The organism is Streptomyces sp. NBC_00012 (assembly GCF_045040875.1).
Classification (GTDB): domain Bacteria; phylum Actinomycetota; class Actinomycetes; order Streptomycetales; family Streptomycetaceae; genus Streptomyces.
Genome location: NZ_CP108309.1, coordinates 1 through 25,859, shown reverse-complemented (window position 1 = coordinate 25,859; position 25,859 = coordinate 1). Strand labels below are relative to the sequence as shown.

20 protein-coding genes and 1 pseudogene are annotated in these 25,859 nt (G+C 70.1%); 15 read left to right on the top strand and 6 right to left on the bottom strand.

Annotated elements, in window-relative coordinates; genetic code table 11:
* Positions 1-735 precede the first annotated feature (735 nt).
* From OHA19_RS00105 to OHA19_RS00090, 4 genes are all read left to right on the top strand, one after another.
* The gene (locus OHA19_RS00105; protein ID WP_405748950.1) at positions 736-3,627 is read left to right on the top strand and encodes an AAA family ATPase; all 2,892 of its coding nucleotides are present in this window, start codon (positions 736-738) and stop codon (positions 3,625-3,627) included.
* Between the two features lie 391 nt (positions 3,628-4,018).
* Entirely contained in the window at positions 4,019-5,515 is a 1,497-nt protein-coding gene (locus OHA19_RS00100) for an ankyrin repeat domain-containing protein (RefSeq protein WP_328512629.1), read from the top strand.
* Positions 5,516-5,686: 171 nt separating this feature from the next.
* On the top strand, positions 5,687-7,963 hold the full coding sequence (locus tag OHA19_RS00095) for a hypothetical protein (protein ID WP_405721133.1): 2,277 nt from the start codon (positions 5,687-5,689) through the stop codon (positions 7,961-7,963).
* Positions 7,960-8,364, top strand: a complete 405-nt coding sequence (locus OHA19_RS00090; protein WP_124722573.1) for a hypothetical protein — start codon at positions 7,960-7,962, stop codon at positions 8,362-8,364. The genes OHA19_RS00095 and OHA19_RS00090 overlap by 4 nt, the downstream gene beginning before the upstream one ends.
* 520 nt (positions 8,365-8,884) lie before the next feature.
* Here the strand turns inward: OHA19_RS00090 and OHA19_RS00085 are convergent.
* Entirely contained in the window at positions 8,885-9,646 is a 762-nt protein-coding gene (locus OHA19_RS00085; RefSeq protein ID WP_331734231.1) for a GNAT family N-acetyltransferase, read from the bottom strand.
* A 191-nt stretch (positions 9,647-9,837) separates the two neighbouring features.
* Here OHA19_RS00085 and OHA19_RS00080 point away from each other — a divergent pair, with 191 nt between their 5' ends.
* Entirely contained in the window at positions 9,838-10,596 is a 759-nt protein-coding gene (locus tag OHA19_RS00080) for an IS6 family transposase (RefSeq protein WP_405748947.1), read from the top strand.
* Between the two features lie 108 nt (positions 10,597-10,704).
* Here the strand turns inward: OHA19_RS00080 and OHA19_RS00075 are convergent, their stop codons facing one another.
* Positions 10,705-11,058, bottom strand: a complete 354-nt coding sequence (locus OHA19_RS00075) for a MerR family transcriptional regulator (RefSeq protein WP_331734227.1) — start codon at positions 11,056-11,058, stop codon at positions 10,705-10,707.
* A gap of 64 nt (positions 11,059-11,122) precedes the next feature.
* Here OHA19_RS00075 and OHA19_RS00070 point away from each other — a divergent pair, with 64 nt between their 5' ends.
* Positions 11,123-12,352, top strand: coding sequence for an MFS transporter (locus tag OHA19_RS00070; protein ID WP_405721140.1), 1,230 nt, complete (start codon positions 11,123-11,125; stop codon positions 12,350-12,352).
* A 185-nt stretch (positions 12,353-12,537) separates the two neighbouring features.
* On the opposite strand, the gene OHA19_RS00065 is transcribed toward OHA19_RS00070, so the two are convergent.
* Entirely contained in the window at positions 12,538-13,026 is a 489-nt protein-coding gene (locus OHA19_RS00065; RefSeq protein ID WP_405721143.1) for a GntR family transcriptional regulator, read from the bottom strand.
* A gap of 132 nt (positions 13,027-13,158) precedes the next feature.
* Here OHA19_RS00065 and OHA19_RS00060 point away from each other — a divergent pair, with 132 nt between their 5' ends.
* The 3 genes and pseudogenes from OHA19_RS00060 to OHA19_RS00050 form a co-directional block, all read left to right on the top strand.
* Complete coding sequence (locus OHA19_RS00060) at positions 13,159-13,941, top strand: enoyl-CoA hydratase-related protein (RefSeq protein ID WP_331734223.1); 783 nt, start codon at positions 13,159-13,161, stop codon at positions 13,939-13,941.
* Between the two features lie 130 nt (positions 13,942-14,071).
* Complete coding sequence (locus tag OHA19_RS00055; protein ID WP_331734220.1) at positions 14,072-14,563, top strand: GNAT family N-acetyltransferase; 492 nt, start codon at positions 14,072-14,074, stop codon at positions 14,561-14,563.
* Positions 14,564-14,709: 146 nt separating this feature from the next.
* Positions 14,710-15,372, top strand: a pseudogene (locus tag OHA19_RS00050) (aminotransferase class I/II-fold pyridoxal phosphate-dependent enzyme); the annotation flags it as partial.
* Between the two features lie 280 nt (positions 15,373-15,652).
* Here OHA19_RS00050 and OHA19_RS00045 read toward each other — a convergent pair.
* Positions 15,653-16,141 (bottom strand): helix-turn-helix domain-containing protein, encoded by a 489-nt coding sequence (locus OHA19_RS00045; protein WP_331734217.1) that lies wholly within the window; start codon positions 16,139-16,141, stop codon positions 15,653-15,655.
* Between the two features lie 323 nt (positions 16,142-16,464).
* Between OHA19_RS00045 and OHA19_RS00040 the strand changes: the two genes are divergently transcribed.
* The 5 genes from OHA19_RS00040 to OHA19_RS00020 all read left to right on the top strand — a co-directional run bounded on the left by OHA19_RS00040 (position 16,465) and on the right by OHA19_RS00020 (position 22,206).
* A complete protein-coding gene (locus tag OHA19_RS00040) occupies positions 16,465-17,298 on the top strand; it encodes an acyl-CoA thioesterase II (protein ID WP_124722575.1) in 834 nt (277 codons plus the stop codon).
* On the top strand, positions 17,295-17,711 hold the full coding sequence (locus OHA19_RS00035; protein WP_331734208.1) for a hypothetical protein: 417 nt from the start codon (positions 17,295-17,297) through the stop codon (positions 17,709-17,711). Before OHA19_RS00040 ends, OHA19_RS00035 begins: the two co-directional genes overlap by 4 nt.
* The gene (locus OHA19_RS00030; protein ID WP_405748944.1) at positions 17,701-19,146 is read left to right on the top strand and encodes an MFS transporter; all 1,446 of its coding nucleotides are present in this window, start codon (positions 17,701-17,703) and stop codon (positions 19,144-19,146) included. The genes OHA19_RS00035 and OHA19_RS00030 overlap by 11 nt, the downstream gene beginning before the upstream one ends.
* Before the next feature lie 642 nt (positions 19,147-19,788).
* Positions 19,789-20,841, top strand: a complete 1,053-nt coding sequence (locus tag OHA19_RS00025; protein ID WP_405753179.1) for an IS110 family transposase — start codon at positions 19,789-19,791, stop codon at positions 20,839-20,841.
* A gap of 873 nt (positions 20,842-21,714) precedes the next feature.
* Positions 21,715-22,206 (top strand): hypothetical protein, encoded by a 492-nt coding sequence (locus OHA19_RS00020; RefSeq protein ID WP_405748941.1) that lies wholly within the window; start codon positions 21,715-21,717, stop codon positions 22,204-22,206.
* 1,020 nt (positions 22,207-23,226) lie between these two features.
* On the opposite strand, the gene OHA19_RS00015 is transcribed toward OHA19_RS00020, so the two are convergent.
* The gene (locus tag OHA19_RS00015; protein WP_331734196.1) at positions 23,227-23,697 is read right to left on the bottom strand and encodes a protein kilB; all 471 of its coding nucleotides are present in this window, start codon (positions 23,695-23,697) and stop codon (positions 23,227-23,229) included.
* 198 nt (positions 23,698-23,895) lie between these two features.
* Positions 23,896-24,303, bottom strand: coding sequence for a helicase associated domain-containing protein (locus tag OHA19_RS00010; RefSeq protein ID WP_331734194.1), 408 nt, complete (start codon positions 24,301-24,303; stop codon positions 23,896-23,898).
* A 330-nt stretch (positions 24,304-24,633) separates the two neighbouring features.
* Between OHA19_RS00010 and OHA19_RS00005 the strand changes: the two genes are divergently transcribed.
* Positions 24,634-25,050: a hypothetical protein gene (locus OHA19_RS00005; protein ID WP_331734192.1), complete on the top strand. Its 417-nt coding sequence runs from the start codon at positions 24,634-24,636 to the stop codon at positions 25,048-25,050.
* The last annotated feature ends 809 nt before the right edge of the window (positions 25,051-25,859 follow it).

Genomic DNA, 25,859 nt, shown 5'->3' with positions numbered 1-25,859 from the left:
CGCGAAACAGTTCGGACGGTTGCCCTCGACATTGGTGAAGCGCAACTCGGCGCCGACGTAGGGCACTCTCTGCAAACGCTCAAGCGCATCCCCGTGGGCCAGGAGGAGCGGTCGGGAATATCGGTGACCTCTGCCGACCCGGGTGCCGGGTTCGTTCGGTTCCGCCGAGGGCTTAGGCCGACGTCCACGCCTTCCTCGGGATCTTCAGCGCAGCCTGGTGGATATGGCAACGGTGATGGTCATTCCGAGGAATACGACCGCCACCGGCCCGTCTCGACAGCCAGTCAAGGAAGGCGTGGGTGCCACCGGCGGAGTCGGGACGGATGAGCTCCTGCCGTCCTCGCCAGAGCTTGAGCAGTTGAGCCGGAGCGAGTTGGGTGATTCAGGCGTTCATACGCAGCCGGGAAGACATCTTTGGCTCCCGCGTTCTGTTCCTTGGTACGCCGGGAGCCTGACTCCCAGCCGATTTACATGATGGTCCGCTGCGGGCAGTCCGGCGTATCGCTGCCCGTACGTCGGTCACCATGCGCCCCTGACCGGCGCGGGCCGGGCCCGCCACACAGGGGCAGCGTTGTCGTACTCGTGCTGTAGAACGCTGTCTGACAGCGACAGTCGCCCAGCCCCGTGTCGTAGCCACCGGGGCCCTGGCGTGCCGTGGCGGCGTTCGTTCCGAGGGAGATCGTGGTGGTTGAGTTGTACAGGGGGCCGGGCAGGCGCATGAACAGCGTGCCGTTCGTGAGCAGGTCAGCCGAGCTCCGCCGGCTCGATGCGGCCCTGCAGCACATGGGAGCCGGTGGTCCGGCCCTCGTCGATGTCACTGGTGAGGCCGGTATCGGCAAGAGCCGGTTGCTGGCGGAGTTCAGTACCCTCGCCCGCCGCCGCGGGGCGGCCGTGTTGCGCGGCCGGGCTACAGAGTTCGAACGGCACAGCCCGTTCCAGCCGTTCGCCGACGCGTTCGCCGACCTCGACCAGCGCGTGCTCGGGGTGTTCCCGTCGCTGCGGGAGCTCCTTCCGGCGCTGCGGGGAAGGACCGAGCCCTCGGGCGAGCCGTGGAACAGGGACCGTTTCGGCCTCTACCAGGCCACCTCGGACGCACTGCGCCGCATCCGGGGCGCGCGGCTCGTCGTGGTCCTCGACGACCTGCACTGGGCGGACCCGGCGTCCCTGGAACTCGTCGACCACCTCGTGCGGCACCCCGTGAAGGCCCCCTTCCTGCTCGTCGTGTCGCGCCGCGACCGCCAGGCCCCGGCGGCGCTCACCACGGCGCTGGCGCGCGGGGCCGACACCGGCGCGGTGCTGCGGATCTCTCTCGGCCCGCTCGACGAACGGGACTGCGTCGAGGAACTGGCCCACGACCTGCCGCAGCAGCGGGCGGCCGAGATGTACGCCGCGAGCGAGGGCAACCCGCTGTACTTCCTGGCGCTCCTGACGGCCCATCGCACCGCCCGGCTGCCCGGACCCCCGGTCCGGGACGGTGGTCCGCCCGCGGGCCTGGAAGCACTGCTGCTCGACGAACTCGCCCCTCTGGACCCAATCGAGCGCGGCACCGTAGAAGCCGCCGCCGTACTCGGCGACCACGCCACGGCCGACCTCATCGCCGCTCTCACCGGCTCACCCGTCCCCGACGTCGTCGAGGCCCTGCGCGGGGCGATGCGCCGCGATCTGATCCGCACGGACCAGGCCGGACGCCGTCTGGCACTGCGCCACCCGCTGATCCGGGTGCTGGTCCACGACAGCACCGACCCCTGGCGGCGGCAGGAGCTCCACCGCAGGGCGGCGGCCGAACTGGCCGAGGCCGGCGCACCCCTCGCCGAGCGGGCGCACCACATCGAGCATTCACTGACCGGCTGGGACCCGGAGGCCGCCGCGATTCTGACCAGCGCCGCCGAACAGACCGCCGTGACGGCCCCGGCCGCCTCGGCCCACTGGCTCGGTGCCGTCCTCGCGATCCTTCCCAACACCCCCGGACACCTCGACAAACGCCGTGAGCTGATGCTGATGCGCGCCGGGGCGCTCGGCACGACCGGGGCGCTGTGGAAGAGCAGAGACCTCTTCCACCGAGTGATCGACATGCCCGCCGGCAACGAGGACGGCGAGGACGGCGAGGACGCGCTCCGTACCTCCGCCGTCGTGCAGTGCGCCGTCATCGAGCGTCAGCTCGGGCGCTACGCCGAGGCCGACGCGCTGCTGCGCCGCGAACTGGACCGGAGGCCCGAGCCGTCACCGTCCCGGCGGATCGGTCTCGTCATCGAATGGTGCTGCCGCGCGCAGTTCGTCGCCCGCTTCCCCGACGTACGGGAAGAACTTGCCCAGGCGTTGCGCGGCGCCCGCGATCTGGGTGACGGACTCGGCGAGATGGGCGCCCTGACGCTGGCCGCCATGAGCGAGGCGTACGAGGGTGACACGGCCGAGGCCCGTCGGCTCGCCCGGACCGCGGCGGGACTGGCGGACGCGCTCACCGACGGCGACCTCGCCGGGCTGTGCGAGCCCCTGGTCAGACTGGGCTGGGCCGAGGTGATGCTCGACCGGTACACGGACGCGGAACGGCACAGCGACCGGGGCGTGGAGATCGCCCGGCGGACCGGCCGGCCCTACATGCTGTCGCAGCTCCTGCTGTGCAAGGCGTACACCCACTTCCTGACCTGCCGGGTCACCACGGCGCTGGAGCTGGCCGACGAGGCCGCGACCATCGCCCGTGCCCTGGGCAGCGGCGAACTGCTCGGCTTCACCCTCGCGATCCGGTCCCTGTTCCTCATGCAGGCCCGCCCGCCGGGCGATCCGGACGTCCTGGCCGCCGCGGAGGAGGCGGCGGCAGCTGTGGAAGGCGCGGGCCAGAGCTGGTGGTCCACGCTGGCACGGTCCCTGCTCGCCTTCGCCGCGATGGGCGCCGGTGACCCGCACCGGACACGGGACATCCTGCTGGAGACGGGCGGGAGCAGGGACCTGTCCCGGATTCAGCCCTCACTCCTCCCGGAGTTCCTGGAACTGCTCGTCGCCGCAGCCCTGGCCGTCGGTGAGACGGAAGAAGCCGAACACGCGGCCGAACGCGCCCTCAAGGAGGCCGAACAGATCGACCTGCCGACCCGCCGGGCAGCGGCGCTGCGCGCCCTCGGCCGGATCGAGGCGCACCGCGGGGACCCGGCCGCGGCAGCACGGGCGTTCACCGAAGCCGCCCGGGAGAGCGCGCTGTCCGGGGCGACCCTCCGGGAGGCCCAGAGCCTGCTGCTCGGCGCCGCGTTCACCAGAGCCGCCGGTGACGGCGCCAGCGCGGCCGCCATGTGGCGCCGCGCCCGCCAGCAGGCCGCCGAGGGCGGGGCCACGCTGCTGGTCGCCCTGGCCGACCAGCAGCGCCCGGAGGTGCTGGGTGACACGGACGGGGCGGCGGAGCCGTCCGGACCGGCCGCCGGGCTGGCCCAGCTGACCTCGCGGGAACGGGAGATAGCGGAACTGGTCGCAGAGGGTCTCACCAACCAGGCCGTGGCCTCCCGGCTCTGCCTCAGTCCGCGCACCGTCGAGAGCCACATCGCCCGCGTCTACCGCAAGACGGGCGTCCCGTCCCGCGCGGCCCTCGCCACCCTGGTGGCCCGCCACACGGCTACGGCACCGGGCACGCCACCACCCGCGTGACCAAGTGCCGTCGGCCGGACGCGGACCGGAACGCTCCTCGGCCGAGCGTCCCGGAGGGCCTCCGTGCCGTGGAGTGCGGGTCGAATAACCACCGCCGGTGTCGCCTGGGGCGAGCAGCTCGTCGAATGGCAGCCGGGCTGTCTGGACGAGGCGACCCTCTCCTTCGTGATGTGGCGGGCCTGCGGTGCCGGGCCCATCCGAGCATGGCGCCGTCTCTCCCGTGTGCGTCTCGACCGGCGCCGGTGTCAGTAGAACTACGCAATCAGCCACGGAAACCACCGGAACCTTCCTGCTCATGACCAACGGCCTGGTCACATGTTCTACGTTCTGTCAGGTCCGGCGTCCGGCCTGCCGGGGTCCGTTGTCAGTGCACCGTCCAGGAGTCCTCACCATGAGCGAAGTCATGAGCAAATCCCTTTTTGCTGCTGTCGCGCCTGACCGTGGCGGTGACCCCGCCGAGGGTGCCGCACTGGTTCGTTCACTGATCGCTGACGGGGCGGATGTCTCGGCGCACGACGAGCAGGGCGCCACCCCGCTGCACCGGGCGGTGAAGGCCCCGTACAGCGCCGACGACCCGCTGCCTTCCCTTGAGGTGATACGGGCGCTGCTGGAGTGCGGCGCGGATGTGCACGCCGTCGACAACCACGGTGTCACCCCCGCCGCGTGGGCCGTGGCCTTGAACGACTCCGAACCGGCGGCCTGGGCGAAGCGTTCCGTGGAGGTGCTGGCCCTGCTCGTCGAGCACGGCGCCCGGCTGGACGGCAAGATCCGCTCCGCCACCGGCGGGTCCCTCGCCCACGAGAGCTGCGCAGCCGTACCGGTCTACGCCTTCCTGCTCGACCACGGCGCACCGACGGACGCGGTCGATGATCGCGGAGACACTCCGCTGCACGCGACCGTCGGCTCGGCGCGACCGGGGCTGGTGAAGCTGCTGCTGGAGCGCGGCGCCGACGCCGCCGCGGTCAACGGCCTCGGCAGGACCCCGCTCGGGATCGCCCTGCGCCTGCCGGATTACAGCGAGAAGCAGCGGCAGGCACGGTCGGAGATCGTGGCTCTGTTGGAGGCTGCGGGGGCCCCGGCGCATGTGCGGTATCCCGTGGTGGAGGGCGGGCCGCTGCCCATCGACATGGAGGCGCTGCGGCAAGCGGCCGGGGTGATGCAGGCCGAGCTGGCCGAGGTGTGTGAGGCCGCCGGGATCCCGGACGACAGCGGCTGGCTCACCAGGCGGGTGGAGCCGGACTTCGACAGCTACCAGGACTTCGTGGCCGGACTGGGCTACGGCTGCGATCCCGACCATCTGCCGCATCTTCCCGAGTTGTGCGCCAGGGTGCTCGGCGGGACGGGTGCGACGCGCACCCTGGTCGGCGACCAGTCGGTGGACACGCCGTTCTTTCATCACGGCGACCTGGTGGTGAAGGGCGGCCTGGATGTGGTGGCCCCCTTCGTGGTCACCGGCTCCCTGGCGGTCGAAGACGTGCTGGCGGACGGCGGCCCGGATTCGGTGGTGGCCATCCGCGGCGGGGTGACGGCCCGAGGGGTGTTCACCGACGGCGAGATGTCCGTCGACGGAGACATCGAGGCCGACGTCGTCTATGGCTACTACAACGACAACACGCTCCAGGCGGGCACCATCCGCGCCCGCCTGGTCATCGAGGACGAGCACGCCACGATCGCGACCGTGGAAGCCGACCTCCACTTCGACCTGGACGACTTCCAGCAGGGGCACGGCGACGGCGTCCAGGAGCAGTTGCGCGAGCTGCTGGTGGACGAGGTCTTCGCCGTCGACGAGGACGGGGGCAGGGAAATGATGGACCGGGGTCTGCTGTTCGCCCGGCTCCGCGAGGGTCTGCCGGTCTTCCGCGCGGACTCGCAAGCCGAGGCCCACTGAGCGCATGTACCCGTCGGCCTGGCGGCCCGCCCCAGCCGACCGCGCCTCGCACTTCCCCCACCGAATCCGCCTTACCGGGCACTTCACCCCACGGAGCAACCACAGATGACCGATGACGAATCCCAGAGCGGCCCGTCAGTACCCCCCGCCCTCACAACGGTGCACTCACCGGTGGGGTACCGCCTCATCAGCGCCCAGGAGGCGGAGGAGCGGTTCCGGGTCTCCGCCGATGTCGGCTACCCGTACGCCGAGTTCGCCGACGAGCAGGAGATCCGCTTGTACGAGGGCGGTCTGCATGTCGCGGGCCATCTGGAGCCGGAGGGCGACAGCGACTGGGTGCCGTACAACACCGTCGTGGACGGTGATCTGACCGTCGACGGTGACCTGGACTGGTGGGACGACTGCGACGGCAACTTCCTCATGGTGACGGGCAGTCTGCGGGCCCGCAACGTGTTCCTGTCCGGCTGCCCCAACGTGGTGGTGCGCGGGGACCTGGAAGTGACCGGCGGCATCTGCGGCTCATACGGGGACGGCGGTTGGCTCGTGGTGTGCGGGCGGACCCGCGCCCGGATCGTCATCAGCGTGTCGTACTTCGGCATGACCTTCGCCGAGCAGCCGCAGGCACTGCTCGTCGCCGAGAACGGGCCGTCCAACTGCCCGGTGGACTTCACCGACGAGGAACTGGACACCGTCCTGCTGCCCGAACTCCTCGACGATGACGGCACGGCCGACGAGGGGAAGATCGCGGAGGCCTTGCGCGAGGGGCGGCAGGTGCTGCGCGCCGGGGCCCGGCCGAGCCATCTGGCCGCCCTGGAGGAGCTGGACGCGCTGCTGGTGCGTGCGGAGGAGGTGACAGGACTCGACCTGTCCGGACGCAAGCTGAGGCACTTCCCCGAGCAGCTCCTCTCCTTCCCCAACCTGCGGGTCCTCTCCCTGGAGGGCAACGCCGAGCTCAAGACAATCGACCCGCGCATCGGCGAGCTGGCCGCCCTCGAAGAACTCCACCTGGCCGGGACACAGCTGACCGGGCTGCCCGAGTCCATCGGCCGGCTGCGGAACCTGCGGCTGCTGGACATCTCCGACAACGCCTTCACAGCCCTGCCGGACTCCCTCGGCGACCTGGACCGCCTGGAGGTGCTGCGCGCCGCACGGCTGACCTGCCCGCTCCCCGACACGCTCGCCCGGCTGCACACGCTGCGCGAACTGGACCTGTCCCGCCAGCACCAGGGCCGCTACCACTGCGACACCCTGGTCGACTTCCCCCCGATCGTCACCCGCCTGACCGGACTGAGGACACTCGACCTGTCGTACGTCTGGCTGGCCTCCGTCCCCGACGAGCTGCTGAACCTGACCGAACTGGAGGAACTCAACCTGAGCAACTCCCTGTCCGCCCGACTGACGCGGCTGCCCGACCTGGCCCGGCTGCCCCGGCTGCGCGTCCTGCGCCTGAACGGCAGAGCCCCGGGCTCCAACCAGCCCCCGCCCAGCCGCGACCTGCTCTCCGGAATCTGGGACATCACCACCCTCGAACACCTGGAGATCGACCGCTGGGGCAAGAAAACGTTCGACGGCCGGAAGGCGCGCACCGCCTTCCGCGCGCTGCCCGACGACGCGTTCACCCACCTGTCGAACCTGCGGCACATCGACCTGTCGTTCAACGAACTCACCACCCTCCCAGAGTCGTTCTTCGGACTGCGCCGGCTCGAGTTCGCGGGCCTGCGGTACACCAAGCTCGACCGGCCCACGCTGGAGCGGCTGCGCGCGATGTTTCCGCGGACCCGGCTCGACCTGCGAGACACCGGCACCAAGGAGGTCGTCCACGACCCGAACTGGCAGTCCGTGCACGCCCTGGTCAGGACCGGCGCCGAGAAGCAGGCCGCACAGGACCACGCGGCGGCCGTCACCGCCTTCGAGGAAGCCGTCGCGCTCTGCGTTCCGGGCGCGTGCTACTCCGACTACGACCGGCTCTACGCCCACTACGGCCTGGTCAACGCCCTCGGCCAACTCGCCGACAACGCCCCGGACGCCGACCGCCCCGAACCGGCCACGAAGCTCATCCGTTACGCCGAGCAGACACTCTCCCTGATACCCGGCACGATCTGGCACTTCACCGACGAGGGCGCCTTCCAGGAAGAGGTCAAACGCCGCACCGGCAACGCCCTCGCCTGGCATCTGCTGCACAGCGGCGAACCCGAGCGCGCGCTCGCCGCCGTCGAGCAGGCACTGACCGTCGCCGACGCCCCGGAGTACGACTTCGTCCGCGACACCCAGGTCCGCGTCCTGCTCGCCCTCGGCCGCACCGACGACGCCTACCGGGTCGCCGACCAGATCCTCACCCGCGACCCCTCCTTCGGCGACCTCACCGACATCGCCGCCCTACCCGAATTCCAGTCGTGGCGGCAGACCCAGCGCACCGCCGCACCCGAGGCCCCGGGGAGCGCCCGGTGAGACCCGACCGCGCCGTACCGTCGCCCGGCACCCGCCCACTCGACGAACTCGACCAGGCGCCCTGGGCCGAACTCCGCCACGCCTACGGCCCGGCGACCGACGTCCCGGAGCAGCTGCGCGCTCTGGTCTGCGGCGACGGGGAACACCGGACCCAGGCGTGGGACCGTATGTGGTCCGCCCTCTACCACCAGGGAAGCGTCTACGAGGCCACGCTCCACGCCGTGCCGTTCCTGTTGCACATGCTCGCCGAGGAGACCACACCTCACCCGGCCCGCGTCCTCGTCTCCCCGCCTTCGTCGCCGAATGCCGAGCACGGCTTCAGGCAATCCTCGCCGACGCCGCTACGCGTTGAGCGGTATCCCCGGCACACGAGGAAGCGCAACACAGCGCAGGTTCCATGACACACAGCGGAACGCCGCACGGAATGAAGCACCTTCACCGACACGCTCTCCACTCAGTTCGTCTCACCGAAACTGCACCGCCCAGGTCGCACGTCATCCACAGGCACTCCGGTCTGACTTACCTCGGTGAGGCCGGGGCGATCCTCCTGGCCGCGGAGATGCAATTCGTCCGCGAGAGCGTCCCGCGCATCCGCAGCTACGCCACCACCAAGATGGGGTCCAGCCAAGGTGAGGCCAAAAGCCACAACGGCTCTGCCGTGACCTACGAGGTACTGCCTTCGAGCTGGCGCGGAACGCGGGAGGCACGCAGTTCGCGCAGTCGGGGATGTGGTTGTAGAGGGTATCGTCGGAGACGCCGAGGAGTTTCGCGATGGACTCGATGCTGTTCTCCGGGTTGGGCAGCATGTCGCGAGCCGCGCGCAAGAGCTCGGGCGTGATGACCGAGGGGCGCCCGCCGGTCCGGCCGCGGGCGCGGGCGGCGGCCAGGCCCTCGTTCGGTTTGTCATCCGGTGTCTCGCAATCAGTCCCGTTCAAAGCAGTGAGAGCGGCCGATGACGGAGAAGCCGCGGCGCTCGTACCAGTGCCGTGGCCAGTCCGTCGCATCCGCGGTCAGGAACCGGGTATCGCAGTCCTTGTCGGCGGCCAGGCGCAAGGCGGTGGTCAGGACGGCATCGGCGTAGCCGCGCCTGAGGTGGGCCTCCGAGGTGACCAGGTCCTCGATCTGGGCGGTGCCAGTTGCCGGGTCCAGATAGAGGTCGGCCCATGAGGCGACCTCGCCCTCCTCCGTGCGGGCACCGAGGAAGTGAACGACATCGGCCCCGCGGCGGCGAGCCTCGCGGCGGTCGACGAGGTGGCGTATGACCTCGTCGTCGACATCCGGGAGGAGGCCCCGCCATCGCCGGGCGAGTGGGATACGTATCGCGTCGAGGTCCACCTCCTCCGCAGGCCCGTCGGCTGGCACCGGGCCTGCGTGCAGCATGACCAGATAGGTGGAGTGGGTGTATCCAGCCCGGATCAGCGGCCCTGCGCACGCCATTCCGACTTCGTCGTCAAGGACGGAGATCAGTCGGTGAGGCAGATGCGCCAGTGCCTCCTCCGCGATGGCGGGCACCGCCTCGGAGTCAACGGCCGTGTCGATGACGACCTGATTGTTCGCGTGGGAATACGCGAAGGCGTCGTCATATACAACGAACCCGCCCGGGAGATCGACGATGCGCGCGGCCTGGCGGCGGGCGAAGGCCGACAGGAAGGAGTTGATCCGCTGCAGCTCTGAGTTTGGCATGGGAGGAGCGTAGGCAGCCGTGGACTATGGCCGCCTACGAATTACCCCCGGTGGGGCGAAGGCTTCCCGGGGACCTTCAGGCCGCCATTTCCGCTTCAGGGCTTGCGTCGGCGTCGAGCTGGGTGAAGTCGACGTCGAGGTGCACTTCGTACACCTCTGGCGGCGTTGTCACGTTAACTGACCGGCCTGGGATGATCTTGGAGTTGATCGTGCCGGGGAGGGGTTCGCTCGTGTCGTCCGCGTCGCCGTCGTACAAGGGGCACCGGTACCCGGTGGAGGTGATCGCGCACGCGGTACGGCTGTACTTCCGCTTCCCGTTGTCATTCCGTGAGGTCGAGGAGCTGATGCTCGAGCGCGGCGTGATCGTTTCCTACGAGACAGTGCGCCGCTGGTGTCTGAAGTTCGGGCAGGCCTATGCCGACGGACTGCGCCGCCGTCGGCCCCGGCGCGGGGACAAGTGGCACCTGGACGAGGTCTTCATCAAGATCAACGGCGAGCTGAAGTACCTGTGGCGGGCCGTGGACGCCGACGGCGCCGTCCTGGACATCCTCGTGCAAAACCGGCGGGACACCGCTGCGGCCCGGCGCTTCTTCCGCAAACTGCTCAAGAAGACCGGCTCGGTGCCGCGGGTGGTGGTCACCGACAAGCTGCGCTCCTACAGCGCCGCCCACCGAGAAGTCATGCCCTCGGTCGAGCGCCGCTCCCACAAAGGACTGAACAACCGGGCGGAGAACTCCCACCAGCCCACCAGGCAGCGCGAGCGCGCGATGAAGGGCTTCCGCAGCGTCGGCGGCGCCCAAAGAATCCTGGCCGCCTTCACCGGCATCTCACCCCACTTCCGACCCGGCCGTTACCACCGCACCGCACCCGACCACCGCCTCGAGATGACCGTCCGCTTCACGGTCTGGGACCAGATCACCGGCGCTGCCGGCCTGCCCGCGACGGCCTGACCGACAGCCGACAGCCGCCTCGACCACGCCCTGACGCACCGCCAGACGCCTATACCCCGACAACGTGACAACGCCCCCGGAACGCCTCCTCGGACGACGCGGCAGGACTCAGGAGCGGGGTCCGAGGTAGTCGTGGATCGCGTCGCGGTTGCGGGTGAGGCAGTCGATGCGTTCGTTGAGCTGGTCCAGTTCGCGCCGGAGCAGGGCGGTCAGTTCCGGCCCCGGGGCGGCCGGGAGAGTCACCGAGCCGTGTAGGCAGGGGACGACCGAGCGCAGGGCGCGCGTCGACAGACCGGAGTCGAGCAGCCCGCGGATCTGCTGGACGCACCGGACCGCGTTGTCCGGGTAACTGCGATAGCCGTTGCCCTCCTCCCGGACGGGGTCGAGCAGGCCCTGTTCCTCGTAGTAGCGCAGCAGCCTCGGGCTCACCCCGGTGCGCCGGGACAGCTCGCCGATCCTCATGTGTGCCACCTCACACGGCTGGGATTGACTTTCACATCGATGTCAGAGTCCTAGCGTCCCAGTCATGTCGAAGACAGCACAACCCTCTTCCTCCTCCGTCTCCTCCACTCCTGTGAGCCCCGCTCCGGGCTGGCCCGTCGCCGGGCTGCTCAGCCTGTCGGCGGCGGTGTTCCTGGCCCTGACCACCGAGATGCTGCCAGCCGGGGTTCTCCCCTCGACGGCCCGCGATCTGGGCGTGTCCGAGGACGCGGCCGGGCTCTTGGTCACGGCGTTCGCCTACGCGATGGCCCTCGGGGCGATACCGCTGACGGCGCTCACCCGAGGCCTTCCCCGACGCTCGCTGATGGTCGCCCTCATGGCCGGGTTCGCCGTGGTCAACGTGCTGACGGCGGTCTCCGGCAGCTTCGTGCTCACCGCCGTGGCGCGGGCGGCCGGCGGTCTGCTCGCCGGGGTGTTCTGGTCGACGGCCGCGGCCTACGCGGCCCGGCTGGTCGCCCCCGAGCGGGTCGGCCGGGCGGTGGCGATCGTGTTCGCGGGCCAGGCCGTCGCGCTGACGGCCGGCCTGCCGCTCGGGGCAGCCGTCGGCTCGGCGGTCGGCTGGCGGACGGCCTTCGGCGGCCTGGCCGCGCTCGCGCTGCTGCTCGCCGCGCTGGTGGCGCGGTCCCTGCCCGCGCGGCCCGGCGACCGGGCACGGGGCGGGAAGCAGGTGGCCGCGGTGCTGCGGACGCCCGGTGTCCTGGTGGTCTCCGGCACGACGCTGGTCGTGATGCTGGGGCAGTTCGCGCTCTACACCTACGTCGCACCGCTGTTGGAGCGCGCCGGGCTCGGCGGGTCCGCGATCGGCTGGGCGCTGCTGGCGTACGGCGCGGCGGGCGCGGCAGGCGTCGGGGCGGCCGCGGCACTGGTGGACCGCCGGCCGCGCGCGGCGGTGCTGGGCGGGCTCGGCCTGCTGACCGGTGCCGTGCTGCTCCTCGCGGCGGCCGGACGTTCCACGCCGGTCGTGCTGGTGGCCCTTGCCGCGTGGGGCCTGGCCTTCGGGGCGCTGCCCACGCTGCTGCACGCGGCGGTGGTGCGGGCGGCCCCGGCCACCCCCGAGGTCGCCGACTCCGTGCTCAACTCCGGTTTCAACATCGGTATCGGCACCGGCGCGGTCCTCGGCGGCCAGGTCCTCGCCCGGGCCGGGATCGGGGCGGTGCCATGGAGCGCGCTCGCCCTGCTGGTGGTCGGCGCGGCAGTGGCACTGGCGGCCCGCCGAACGGGGTTCCCCGAGCTTCGGGCGGGGGCGGCCGACTGAGAACGACCGCCCCGGCCGGTTTCCAGGACCTCCGTCCGCCCCGGACGGCGGCCCTTCGTGCCGGCTTGTCCGGGGAGGTTGCCTTCGTGGCTGGGGTGCTGGGCGCGGAGCCGGTCGAGTGCAAGCCTTGTCCGCCGCGTACACGGAAAGGCGCGGCCAGCCCTGGGCTGCTGCGCGGGTCCAGGTCATGGGGGGATGGCGTCGAGCGTGTCCTTGACGTTGGCCGGCACCGTGTCGATTCCCCGCTCCAGCAGGTACGTGGCCACGATGGCCCGGTCGTGGCGGTGCCCGCCGGGCGGGTGCTGGCGTAGCAGCGCCTCGACGTCTCCCGAGGCCGCTATCGCGCGAAGGGCCTGCCGCAGCTGGTCGCCCTGCCCGGGGGCCAGGGGCTGGTTGAACGACAGGTCCGCCACCCTGGGCACCGGCAGAGCGCGTGAGGGTTCGAGCCCGTTGTAGCCGGAGCGTACCCGGACGAACGTGCCCCGGCCCGGCTCTCCCACCACCAGGCCCAGGGCGGCGAGTTCGGCATAGACACGGGTGGCCGTGGCCAGCGCGATCCGCCGCTCGCGGGCGAGAGTGCGGTGTGTCGGAAGGCGGGTGCCGGCCGGGATCTCACCGGAGTGGATGGCTGCGGCGAACTCGTGGACGACGGCCTCGTACGAGGACGGTCTCATTCGGCCACCTGCTGTCCGTCGCGGAGGGATAGGGGAACGGGCTCCATTGCATCTGGGACAATTAATGGATCGTCCTGGATTACGGCTCGTAGCCTCGGTGCGTCCGAACCCAGGCGAAACGGAGCAACCGGCATGACCGTGCGTATCGAGCGGGACGACCAGGTCGTCGTGATCACCATCGACCGGGAGCAGAAGCTCAACGCCCTGGACTATCCGACGATCGACGCGCTGCTCGCACAGCTCGACCTCATCGACTCCGACGACAGCATCCGGGCGGTCATCCTGACCGGTGCCGGGCACAGGGCCTTCAGCGCGGGGGCGGACATCCCCTCGCTGGCGGCCAGCATCGCCGGCGGGCCCGAACGAGCACTTCGCGAGATCGTGCGCCGGGTCCACACGCTGACCCGGCGGATCGAGGAGTTCCCCAAGCCGGTGATCGTCGCGGTCAACGGCCTCGCCTACGGCGGTGGCTGCGAGATCACCGAGGCCGCCCCGCTCGCGATCGCCGCAGAGCACGCGACCTTCGCCAAGCCCGAGATCACCCTCGGCTTCCCGCCGCCCTTCGGCGGCTCCCAGTGCCTGCCGCGGCATGTCGGCCGCAAGCGCGGCCTGGAGATGATCCTGACCGGCGACCCGATCCCGGCCGCCCGAGCCGCCGAGCTGGGCCTCGTCAACACCGTCGTACCGGCCGACGGGCTCCTGGACGCCGCGAAGGACCTGGCCGGGCGGATCATCCGGCACGCACCGACGGCCGTAACGGCCTGCCTGCGCGCGGTCACCCGCGGCATCAACCTGCCGATCGACGAGGGCCTGACGGTCGAGGCGGCATGCTTTGCCGCCACCGTCCCCACCGACGGAGTACGGACCGGCCTGCGACGGTTCCTCGACCGGACGGGCCTAGCCGACCAAACCTGAAGCGCTCGACCGCGGCCGCCTCGGGTGCGCCGGGACGTGCGAGGACCTGCCGACCTTCAAGACGTTGGGCGCCTGCGGGGAGTGGGGCCGGAGGCCGGCGGGGAACCAAACCCGAAAGGAAACGTGCCTGATGTCGTACACCTCTGCTCCCACCGTGGTCTCCTCGATCGCCTCACAAAGTGATGCCGACGCGTTCCGCGCGTTGAACGAGGAGTGGATCTCGCGCCTGTTCGCCCTGCAGGAAGAGGACCGGGCGGTTCTCGGAGATCCGTTCGCCCGCATCGTGGGCCCCGGGGGTGATGTGCTCCTGGCACAGGAGCACGGCAGCGGCGCCGTCGTCGGGTGCGTCGCACTTCTGGCCTATCCGGAGGCCGTGTTCGAGCTAGCGAAGATGGCCGTGGCACCCGCCGCGCAAGGACGCGGCATCGGCCGACAACTCGTAGCCGCAGCGATCGGCCGTGCCCAGGCACTTGGTGCGGCCCGGCTGTTCCTCGGCACGAACGGCAAGCTGGCTCCCGCCATCCACCTGTACGAGGAAGCCGGGTTCGTCAGGATCACCCGCGACGGTCTCCCGGTGGCCGACTATTACGCCCGCGCCGACATCCTCATGGAACTGAAGTGACGCTCCGTCCGGAGCTCGCAATCTGATCGAGGCTGAACTCCCGCTCGACCGCGGACCGTAAGCGAGCTCGTCGAAATGGCGGCGCCACTCCACACACGCACCCGGACGCCGTGCCAAAGTGATCAGCCCTCCGGACGGCGCTGTCCCTGCTGACCCCCGCGCACCAGTTCCCGACGGGCGTGCCGTTCCACCCCGACCGGCGGGCGGCGGTCGACTGGGCGCGCGGCACTGGCGGGCTGATTCTGGAGGACGACTACGAGGGGAGTTCCGCTACGACCGGCAGCCGGTCGGCGCGCTCAGGGGCTCGACCCAGAAGGCGTCGTCCACCTGGGGACGACGAGCAAATCCCTGGCGCCGGGCTGCGGCTGGGGTGGATGGTGCTGCCGGAGAGCCTGGTGGAGGAGGTGATCGAGGCGAAAGGGCTGAGCGACTGGTCGTCGAGCGCGCTGGAGCACCTGACGCTCACGGACTTCATCGCGTCGGGCGCGTACGACCGCCATGTGCGGGCGATGCGGCTGCGCTACCGCCGCCGACGCGACCAACTCGTCGCGGTACTCGCGGAACGGGCCCCCGGTGTCCGGGTCAGCGGTATCGCCGCCGGCCTGCATGCCGTGCTCGAACTCCCGGAGGGCGGCGAGGAGGCCGCGCTCCGGGCGGAGGCCTGGCAGGGGCTCGCGCTGGACGGGATCTCGCGCTTCCGGCACCCGCAGGCGCCGCCGGGGCGCGACGCACTGGTCGTCGGCTACGGGACACCGACCGACAGCGCGTGGGCGGGAGCGCTGGAGGCTCTCTGCCGGGCGCTCTCCTGAGGCCGGGTACCGCGGAACCCCGGGTACGGATCACTTCTCCGAGAGGGGGCGTCCGGCCGCTCCGTCCCGCGTCTGCGGCCTCCCGGTGGCCGCGGTGGCTGGACGGGAACGAGTGATGGTGCGGCCAAAAGAGCGGGCCGTCATGTGCGGCGCCCGCAGCCTTCCGATCCGCAGACCGGACCGGAAGAGCCGGCTCAAGGATCCGACGGTGATACCGGAAGCGGCGGCCGGCAGGGGGCGCCGGCGCCCGGTACGGGCGTCCGGCGAGGGTTCCGGATGATCACGTGTCCGTCGGCGACGGTGCGCCGGGGGAGTCTGCCGCGGAGCGCTGGGGGACGCCACCGATGCGGACCGCGCGGGCGCTGTCGGGAGGGACGGGCCGGCTGCAGGCGTCGCAGACGGTGCGCGGATGGAGGACCGCGCCGCAGTCGTGCCGGAACACCGTCGGGGCCTCTCCCTCGGTCACGTAGTGGTCGCCCCACTCCTTGAGGGCGAGCAGGACCGGGTGCAGCGCGAGTCCGGCCTCGGTCAGCGTGTACTCGTAGCGCGGCGGGTGGGCCTGGTAGAGCTCCTTGGCCAGGACGCCGTTCTCCACGAGCTTCTTCAGCCGGGCGGTGAGGATGTCCCGGCTGGCGCCGGTGTTCGCGGCGATCCGGTCGAAGCGGCGCACCCCGAAGAACACCTCCCGCAGCGCGAGCAGGCTCCAGCGCTCGCCGATGACGGCGAGCGAGTTCGCGATGGAACAGGGGCGCGGGCGGGCGACGGTCATGGGTGTGGACCTCCGGGGAGTGGGCGCCGTGCCGGGGCGGCACGGCGCATGCGGGCGTCGCTCCGGGTGCGGAGCTCGTCGGCCGCCGGGAGGTTCCGGGCTCACCTGCCGCCCCGCAGTACGTCGTCCATCGTCTGCCTCCCGGGCCGGTTGACCTCTCATCCTAGACCAGTGGGTTGGAAAAAAAGACCCATGAGGCGGAGCCTGGGGGCGGCCCGGATCAGAGTGCATTTGTTTTTCAAACTAACTCCCTTATAGTGAGTCCTGTTTTCCAACTATCTGGCTCGGGCATTCCTCGGGCCCGACCGAACGAGGAGACCGGAATGAGGACTTCACCACCCGGCAGCACGTCTGTCACCGATGAGGCGGTGGCCCGGATCGACCCCCTGTGGAGGTCCTGGGCGGGCGCGCACGGGGGGCATGTCGCAGCGGCGGCGCTCACCGCCATGCGGGAACAGGGCGTCGGGCAAGGCCGCCCGCTCCGCGCCCTGACCGCGCACTTCCTCGCCCCTGTCGACACCCGTCCGCTCGGCCTGTCCCTGACCGGACCCCGTAGGGGACGTCGGGCCTCCACCTGTCTCTTCACGGCCCATCAGGACGGAGCCGCGGTGCTCGCGGGGTCGGCGCTGTTTGGCTCCGGCCACCCGGGGCCCGGCTATGACGGGCGGGCCTTCCCCCAGGTACCGGGTCCGGCCGACTGCGTGCCCCTCGACCTGCCCGGCGGATTCGTGGCCTTCGCCCAGCAGGTGGAAGTGCGACCCGCCACCGAGGCGCTGCCCCTCGCCGGGGGCGAGCTGGCCGAGCTGGTGGCCTGGGTGCGATTCACCGACGGGCGGCCGCTGGACGAGGCCGCGGTCGTCACCCTCACCGATGTCCTCCCGCCCGCCCTGTTCGCGTGCTGGCGCACCCCGCGTCCGGTGCCGACCGCCGAGCTGACCATCCACTTCGCCGACACGCCGGCCTCCGAGGTGCTCACGGACCGGGCCCTCGTCCGGATCCGTACCGAACAGGCCGGCGGCGGCTGGGCGGTCGACGACAGCGAGGTGTGGTCGGCCGACGGCCGACTGCTGGCCCTCGCCCGGCAGGCCCGCGTCGTCCAGGACGCCCCCCCGGAGAACGCCCCCTCGCCCTCGGCAGCCCCCCGGGAGACCTCGTGAACACCGGCGGAGCCATCGCGCTCGTCACCGAAGCAGGCCGCGGACCGGGCCGCGCCGTCGCCCCCGTCCCCGGAAGGAACGGTGGCGGGGCCCCGGCCGACGTACTCCCCGTGCTCTCCCGGCACACGCTGCCGCAGACCGGCTCGTACGGCACCTTTGAGTCGGCGGCCCGGCCGATGACCAATGTGGTGCGCGAGGAGCTGCGTGCGCAGGGCACCCGCACCGTCGCCGTGCACCCGGAGTTCATCGACACCGACATGGCCGCCCACGTCGACCGGGCCGGGATCATCCCTGCCGACGTGGTCGACCAGGTCCTCGACGCCGTCGAGGCCGCCCGCGAGGAACTCCTCGCCGACGACGTCCCCCGCCAGGCCGGGGCCATGCTGTCCGGAGGAGCGAACCATGACCACTGAGCTGCGTGACACAACGGCCGAGGAGCGCGACGACGCCCGCGGCAACCGCCCCGGGCCGGTCCTCGTCGCCGCGTGCCTGGGACTGTTCACGGTGTTCCTCCAGACCACCCAGACCATCGGCACGCTCGGCGCCGTCCAGGCCGATCTGCGCCTCGCCCCGGCCGACATGGTGTGGGTGCCGAGCATGTACACCCTGGTCGTGGCATCCTGCGTACTCGGCGCGGGCGCCCTGGCCGACCGGTGGGGTCGCAAGCGCGTCTTCCTGACCGGGACCGCGGCGATGGCCGCAGGCGCTCTGGTGCTGGTCCTCGCCGACAACCTGGCCACCCTCCTCGTCGGCCAGGCGATCGCCGGTCTGGGCGGTGCCCTGATCACCCCCAGCTCTCTCGCGCTGATCACCCACGCCGTCCGCGACCCGCGCCGCCGTGCCGGGGCGATCGCCGCATGGGCGGCCACCTCCGGGCTGGGCCTGGCCGTCGGCCCCCTTGTCGCGGGCCTCGCACTGCGCTGGTGGACCTGGCACGCGGCCTTCTGGCTCAACCTCGTCATGGCGGGCTTCGCAGCGATCGTCGCGCTCGGCCGGGTCGCCGAGTCCCGCAATCCGGCCCAGCGCCTGGACTGGGCGGGACAGTTCACCGCGATCGCAGGTCTCGCGCTCCTGGTCTTCTGGCTGATCGACGGCGGTCACCACGGCTACGGCTCCGCACGGGCCCTGGCCGCCGTTGTGGCAGCGGTCCTTCTGCTGGCCGCCTTCGCTCTGGTAGAACTGCGCCGTACCGCCCCCATGGTCGACCTGCGGCTGATGCGTGATCCCTCCTACAGCGTCTCCCTCCTGCTGGCCGGGACCGTCCTGTTCGGCTTCGTCGGCCTCAGCCTTCTCCAAGTGCTGTGGCTGCAGCGGGTACGGGGCCTGACCGCCCTGCAGGTGGGCGTTCAACTTCTTGCGGAATTCGGTGCGTTCATCGCCGCCTCGGTCCTGGCTGGCATACTGGTGAGCCGGCTCGGGCCGCGCGTCCTGATCACGGCGGGCCTGCTGTTCGCGGCCGTCGGCGCCGTCCTCTTCGCGCAGGTCGGACCGGGCACCGCGTTCGCCGGGTACGCCGCTGCGTTTGTCCTGTTCGGCTTCGGCTGCGGTCTCGCCAACGCCCCGTCCACCGCCCTCGCCGTCGGCCACGTGCCACCGGGCCGCGAGGGCGAGGCGGGCGGCACCGTCAACGCCGCCCGTCAGATCGGCGCCGTCCTCGGCACCAGTATCCTCGGCACACTGGTCACCACCCGCTTCGAGGACCGCGTCGCCCACGTCCGCGACCCGCGCATCGCCTTCACCGACGCGGTCACCCACACCACCTGGGTCGCGGTCGCGGTCCTCGGCGCCGGCGCCGTATTGGCACTCGGACTGTCGGCCTGGTCCCGCCGCAGGGCAACCGCCGGGTGACCGGGGCGAACGAGGCAGGGCGGGAAGCTGAACGCCACCCGGGCCGACGAACCTGAACCGCCTGCCCGCCCGTTTGCCCGCCTGCCCGTCCGGCGCGGTTCGCGAGGGCGGGCGGGCAGGCGCGGGCGGGGCGGGTTCAGACCGGTTCGGGGGTGTCCTGCGGCGCCTCGCCGAACCGGGCCAGGGCCAGCGCGCCCGCCACCGCCACCACGAAGCCGACGACGGGCCGCGCCGTCGCCAGCAGTCGTGCCACCCCGTCGGCACAACCCGACAATCTCGGCCTTGAACTCCGGCGTGAATGAACGGCGAGGGCGGCGAGGCTTTTTCTTCCCCATGCTCTCCATGAACAGAGCCGAGCCTGCCAGTTGATCATGCTGCCCCGCCGGGGATCCCCAAGATCCCCGACTGTGAGGATGAGGCGGCACCGCTCGAGGGTCTGACCCGATCCCCGATTGACGCTTCGGCTGTCCTCACTCTGAATCGTCGGCCTTCCGAGCGGTGCCAATGCGTGTACCGGCCGGAGATCGTGACCTCATAGAAGCTTGACCCAAGCGGTCCCATCACAGTCGTGTCCGTCTGTCGGCCAGTGCGCGCGAACCCACTCGCCGCGCACGGAAGGAACCCGGCCACCATGTCACAGCGATCGAGGTGATCGGCGGGATCGACACCCACACCGATCTCCACCAGGCCGCCGTCATCGACACCATCGGCCGACACCTGGCCACGGAGGCGTTCCCCACAACGCCCACGGGCTACCGAGACCTGCTGGAATGGCTGCACTCCCACGGCCAAGTACTGGTCGTGGGCATGGAGGGCACAGGCTCCTTCGGTGCCGAACTTTCCCGCTATCTCCATACCAACCAGATCACTGTCATCGAGGTGGACCGACCCGACCGTCGTGCTCGTCGCGCGGCTGGGAAGTCCGACCCCATTGATGCCTACGCCGCCGCCACCGCAGTACTCGCCAGCCGCGCCACAGGCACCCCGAAGCACCGCGATGGCGCGGTCGAGGCAATCCGCGGACTGCGCGTGGTACGCGCCAGCGCCGTCAAGGCCCGCACCCAGACCATCAACCAGATCAAATCACTGATCATCACCGCGCCCGCTGCGGTACGCGAAGCACTGCGCTCGCTGACCACCACCGAGCTGGTCCGACGACTGGCCGCCAGCCGTCCGGGCACCGACCTGGCTGCCCCGGCCACAGCCGTCAAACTGGCCCTCAAGCGTCTGGCCAAACGCTACCGGCACTTGAGCGAGGAGATAGCAGAAGCGGACGCCGACCTGCGCGTCCTGATCACTCGCACCGCCCCCGGCCTGCTCGCGCTGCCGGGCGTCGGGACCGAGACCGCCGGGCAGCTACTGGTCACCGCCGACGACAACCCCGACAGGCTCGCTTCAGAGGCCTCATTCGCCCACCTGTGCGCCGCCTCACCCGTGCCAGCCTCATCCGGGCGCACAGACCGCCACCGACTCAACCGTGGTGGAGACCGCCAGGCCAACCGCGCGCTGCACACAATCGTGCTGGTCCGCATGCGTCACGACCCGCGCACCCGCGACTACGTCGCACGACGCACCCTCGAAGGACTCAAGACGAAGGACATCTTCAGATGCCTCAAGCGCTTCGTCGCGCGAGAGGTCTACCGCCACCTCACCAGCGCATTCACCGGCGCACCCGGGCCGTCTCCTGCAGCTTGACGATCTATAGAAGCTTCAGCGTCAGGCACTCAGGTGGCCTCCATGACATCTGCGCATCGTCAAGGAGACGGACAGATCGAGCCCGCTGATGCCACGGTCGGAGCCCTTCCGTCTACCGGGCCGCAGGACGCTGGGACATGGTCGGCTGACCGACGACAGCGGGGCCGGACGAGATCACCCTGTCCGGCCCCGCTGCTCACCAGCTGAAGCGAATACGAGGCTCGCCGAACGAACGCGCAATCGCTTTAAGGCCAGTCTGAGTCGTCATCAGCGTGAGTGAAGCCAGACACCGCTGTACGCCACGAGGGCGCCTCCAGCGGAAGTCGCTGCGCCGCGCAGCAGGTAGAGGCCGGCCTCGTTGCGTATCCGTCGTGCTCGTGCCACCCACCAGGATGTATTGGGGGGTTTCGATGCGGAGGCCGGAGCCGTAGTCTCGTTCATGGACTTGAGCTTCTCTTCCGTTGGGAATGTTCGGTCTTCTGCAGACGGCTCCCTGCCCACCAGGGGGCCGTCGCCGTTTCCGGTGACGGCACTGCCGTTGTCCGCCTGTTGAGACGTCACTGCGTCCTGTGGGGCGGATGACGTCAACGAAAGCACTCTGAATAGCGCCCTGACCAGCGAAAACGGCTCATTGGTAGAGAAAGTTCTTCTGTGTTTTCGTGGGACAAAGCAGGAAGAAGACGTGTCTTGCTGCGTCCTACTCTGTCCTGGCTGGGCGAGGCTGGCTTCTAGCTGTTTTCAATGGGTGTCATGCCGTGTCTAAGCTAGGCTCGTTGAGTTCAAGCAGGCTGTAGTGAGCTGGAGTTGGGCATGCCACAGATGTTGCGAATGCCGAGCGAGGATGAGCTCCCGCGTGGGCCCAAAAGGGCCTTCGTGGGCGAGCTGTACACCTACTTCCGTGCAGCAGGGCGCCCCTCACCGGCCAGCATCGCGGCAGCCGTTGCTCAGACGCACGACCCCGCCTCAGTGACTGTCAGTCGTGAGACAGTCCGCAGGCTCCTCAAAGGCGAGACCACCAGCACCTGGCCCAAAGTGAAAGCAGTGCACGAGGTTCTCTGCCACATGGCAGACCATGACCCGACGTGGAGAAGGTTCTCCAACTCCTCCGACTACGACGAGGACAACGACACCCGCACGCTTCGCGGATACATCCGCGATCTGTGGAACGACGCCATCGACGGTGTTGAACCTGATGACGAACTGGGCCTCCCTCAATTGGCGCCGGTTCCGCAGGCGTCTCCGCCGCCGGCCCCGACAGGGGGCTGGGGCACTCCGCAGCAGCCGCCGGATGATCCTTGGGCCACCAGAACACCGCAAAAGAAGACCAGCAGTCAGCAGGCGTACAGCGACGAACCTCCCTTCTGAACGCGGACGACTCGGCCTGCCCTGCTCCCCTGCGCTCGGGACCGCCGTGGCTATGCCCAGCGCATGCCGATGGCGGAAAGTTGCTCCATTCGGGAGGCGCTGACGCCTGGAAGCGGGGCTGTCTGTCGATGGCTTCGGACGGCGTTCTGCGGCATCGCCCCTCGTCGTTGTCGGACCACGCCCGCTCTCGGAGGTGACTCCAGGTGGTCGGGCCCGCCCCGACCACGGGCCGGCGTAGGCCGACCACAGACCCGACCACCGCAGGCCAGGGCCCACGCTGCTCCTGGACCACGGTCCCGGCCGCCGCACCGGCACCCTCGTTGCGCGGGGGCCCGGCGGCCGGGGCGGTCGGTGATGCGCTGCCCGTACGATGACCGTCCGCCGGGCCCTTGGCGCAGGCCCCCAGGCTCCCGCGCCCAGCATCCGCGCCGTCCAGGCCGACCGGCCGGGGTCTTCTACCCGCATGTAGTGGATGGTCGCGGTGTGCCGCATCGGCACCAGCGGCGGCGCCGTTTCCCACCCGAGGGCGGGCAGCAGCGGCTCCAGCTCGCCCGGGGTGTAGGTGGAGACCAGGACCAGGTCCGCCGGAAGATCCATGAAGGCCCGGCCGACCTCGGCGTTCAGGGCGAGCCGTAGACCGCGCGGGCGGGGGTAGACCATCGCGGCCCACCCCTGCCAGGCGGCCGACTCTGCTTCGTGCACGGTGTACCCGGCGGGCAGCGGCCCTCCGTGCGGGGAGAGCACACCATCAATCTCTACTGCAACATATGGACGCATATCCGAAGAATACGAAACAAAAAAGGCGCTCCACGGCCAAATACCCTTATTCCCTTGCGAGTTGGGCGATGACGTACGACCGGCGACCCGAGGACACCGCAGCAATCTCCCGACCCCCGGCGCCGCGGCCGGCCACTCCCTCTCGCGCGACGGCGGGGCCGCGCACGTTGGCGCCCCGGTGCCTCGGCGTTCACCGCGAGGCGGTGCACAGAGCGCCAGAACGCTGGCAGCGGTCACCCTCAGTCAGCGGCCGTTGGGACTCAGCAGCGTGGCGGCCGCGGCGACAAAGGCGACGGATGCTTCCTTCGCCGCATGCCGCCGGGCGTCCAGCTCGGTCCGGTCGATGGCCTTGCGCAGCGCGTACGTGGCATCTGCGGCCTGCTGGGCGGGGCCGGCCAGCCCGGGGACCAGGACCTGAAGGCGGATGTGGGGCGCGGTGATTGCCGCCCGGGTGTCGTGGGATCTCGTCTGGGCCTCCAACTGGTGCTCGGTGCCTGCCTCGGCCAGGGCCAGACGCTCCCGATGGAACATCGCTGAGCGGTGCGCGTCCAGGGCGGCCGCGAAGTCGGTGACGGCGCCGAGCTGATCCTGACGGTGGCTGTCGGCACGCTCCTCGACGCGTGCGGAGCGTGCCGAACGGTGCTGGAGGAGTCCGGCGGTCAGAGCACCGGCGAGGGTACCGAGTACGGCAACGATCGAAGGCCATATGGACATCAGGTGTTGGGGCCCTTCAGGTAGTCGGTTTCGGTGGTGAGGCCAACGGAGAGCGAGATACGCGGCGGTGCCTCCGGTGGCTGGGTTACGCCTGCGGCGCTCCGGACCTACCCTGGCGGCTAGTCTCCGGCTGGGCCAGAGATGGGCCCGGATCCCCATCGGATCCCGGCCCCTTCTCGGGTCCTGCGTCCTGGCCGTCTACCAGCGCATCCCGAACTGATCGAGGTCGGTTCGGCGTTGTTCGGGGAGTTTCGCGGCGTGTTTGCGGACGTTGTCGAGCCACATGCCGAGCTTGACCACCACACCCCCATCAACGCCGTCCTGACGGCCTGTCGGGCCGTCTTCCGTCTCCATGTGCTCGACGTGCTTACGGGGGACTCGTAGGTGTCCTTCACGGGCGTGGAACTGCCACTTCGTATCCTGCGTCTGCTTCACCGGCCGTTCGTCTTCCTCGGCCGGTGTGATCCCGAAGGTGTTCTCCAGGCCTTTTGATCCGCCCACTGCCTCTCCACGCTCGTTCACAGCGGCCTTGAGGCCCTTGACCCGGCCGCTGTGCACGCGGTGGTCCGCCAAGCCGTCCGCGACATCCGCCCCGCCCCCCGCCATCGGACGCACCGTCGGCGGACCGGGCAGCGAGGCCGTGGTCGAGGCCGGTTCCGTTTTCGCTGCAGAACGGGGCGAGGACATCGGCGGCCTCGCGGTCAGGGCGGTAGGGCTGGGGCCAGCGCTCTCAGGTGAACTTGGAATTCATGAAGAAAACGGGTTCGGCAGGAGTGATTAGCGGACGCGCCCAGATGCCCGCCAAGTGTGTGCGCGAGGAGGGTGTCGTTTATTCGACGCGGCGAGCCCCGACTTCCGTGACTCATCAACCGTGTTAAACCTCGTGCGGGTCTGCGCCGATGCGCGGATTTTCCGAACGAGCGAAAGAGAAAGACTGTGCGTAAGAAGCTCGCAGTAGCTGCGATTGCAGTCATGATGGTTGGAACGGCCGGCGTGGCGAACGCCGCTGCGCAGAGCGGCACCCCAGGGGAGCGCGCCTTGCCGGCCGACGCCTCGATTGCGGTCCCGCACGTCGTGCAGGGCAGCCCTGTGTCGATCCCGGTGGCCAGCGGCGGCTACCCCGGTAGGGCCGCGGCTGTCGCCGAGTGCCCCAAGGGGGAAGTCCTCACCGGGGGCGGGGTCAATGTCACAGCGGGCAACTCGCATGCCGAGCGGTACGTGCTCCATTCGACCGTGCCGATCAGCGGGGAACGGTGGTGGGGCTTCGGCACCAACACTGACACCACCAACCCGGGAACGATTCAGGCGTACGCCCTCTGCGCAAAGGTCATCAGGGTTCACGTTCTCTCCTGATGCGGCCTCGCCAACAGACAGATGCAACGGGCCGGGTACGGCTGAACCCGGGCCTCTTTGAAGCCGACGCAGCCCCGTCAATCCGCCCAGACCGACGGGGCTGCGCTGGGAGTCTTCGCTTCCTTGTCCGGGGCGGTTCTCGGTTCGGTGTCCGGTCTTGGGTGCTGCGGACCGGGCTGATTCGGGTGTTTCTATGGGGCGTTGAGCGTTGTCGGCCAGGTGCTGGCGTTGGACAAGTCGTGAGGATTAGCCGGCCACTGAGTGCGGATTACCTGGCCAGGAAAGTGAGAGCTCCCACCGCGCTTTTCTGATTACCCCGGGGTGGCTCGTAATTGGGGGAGGGTGTGCTTGCTGATTCCGTAAAGGAGACGGGCTGATTTTTGACGCATTCTCAGAGTGTGAATTTCTGGACGGATGAGGTTTCTGTTTTGATTATCCGTCAGTACTCTGATTCGGCCGAGATAGGGTTTTCGAGGGGGGTGGGGGAGGCTCCAGGTGGTGTGTGCTGGGTCCTAAAGCTAGCCCGATGTAAGAAGTGACGCACATATGGTGAGGGTGCCTGATAGTGGGTCAAAGCCCGGCCGATCATCCGTCAGTTCGAGGAAGGCGACAGGATGCCCCGTCCAGCCAGCAGCCCGCGCAGCGGGCAAACTACCAGGCGCGGAGCGGCTGGTAGTGATCCGCCTGGGCGGATCGTCATGGTCTGCGCGGAGCGCCGACCATGACCCTGGGCCACGGAGTGGCCCAGCAACCGAGGTGCGAAGCACTCCGGGAAGTGCCGCGTAGCGGCACCGCGTCGCGTCTGCGAA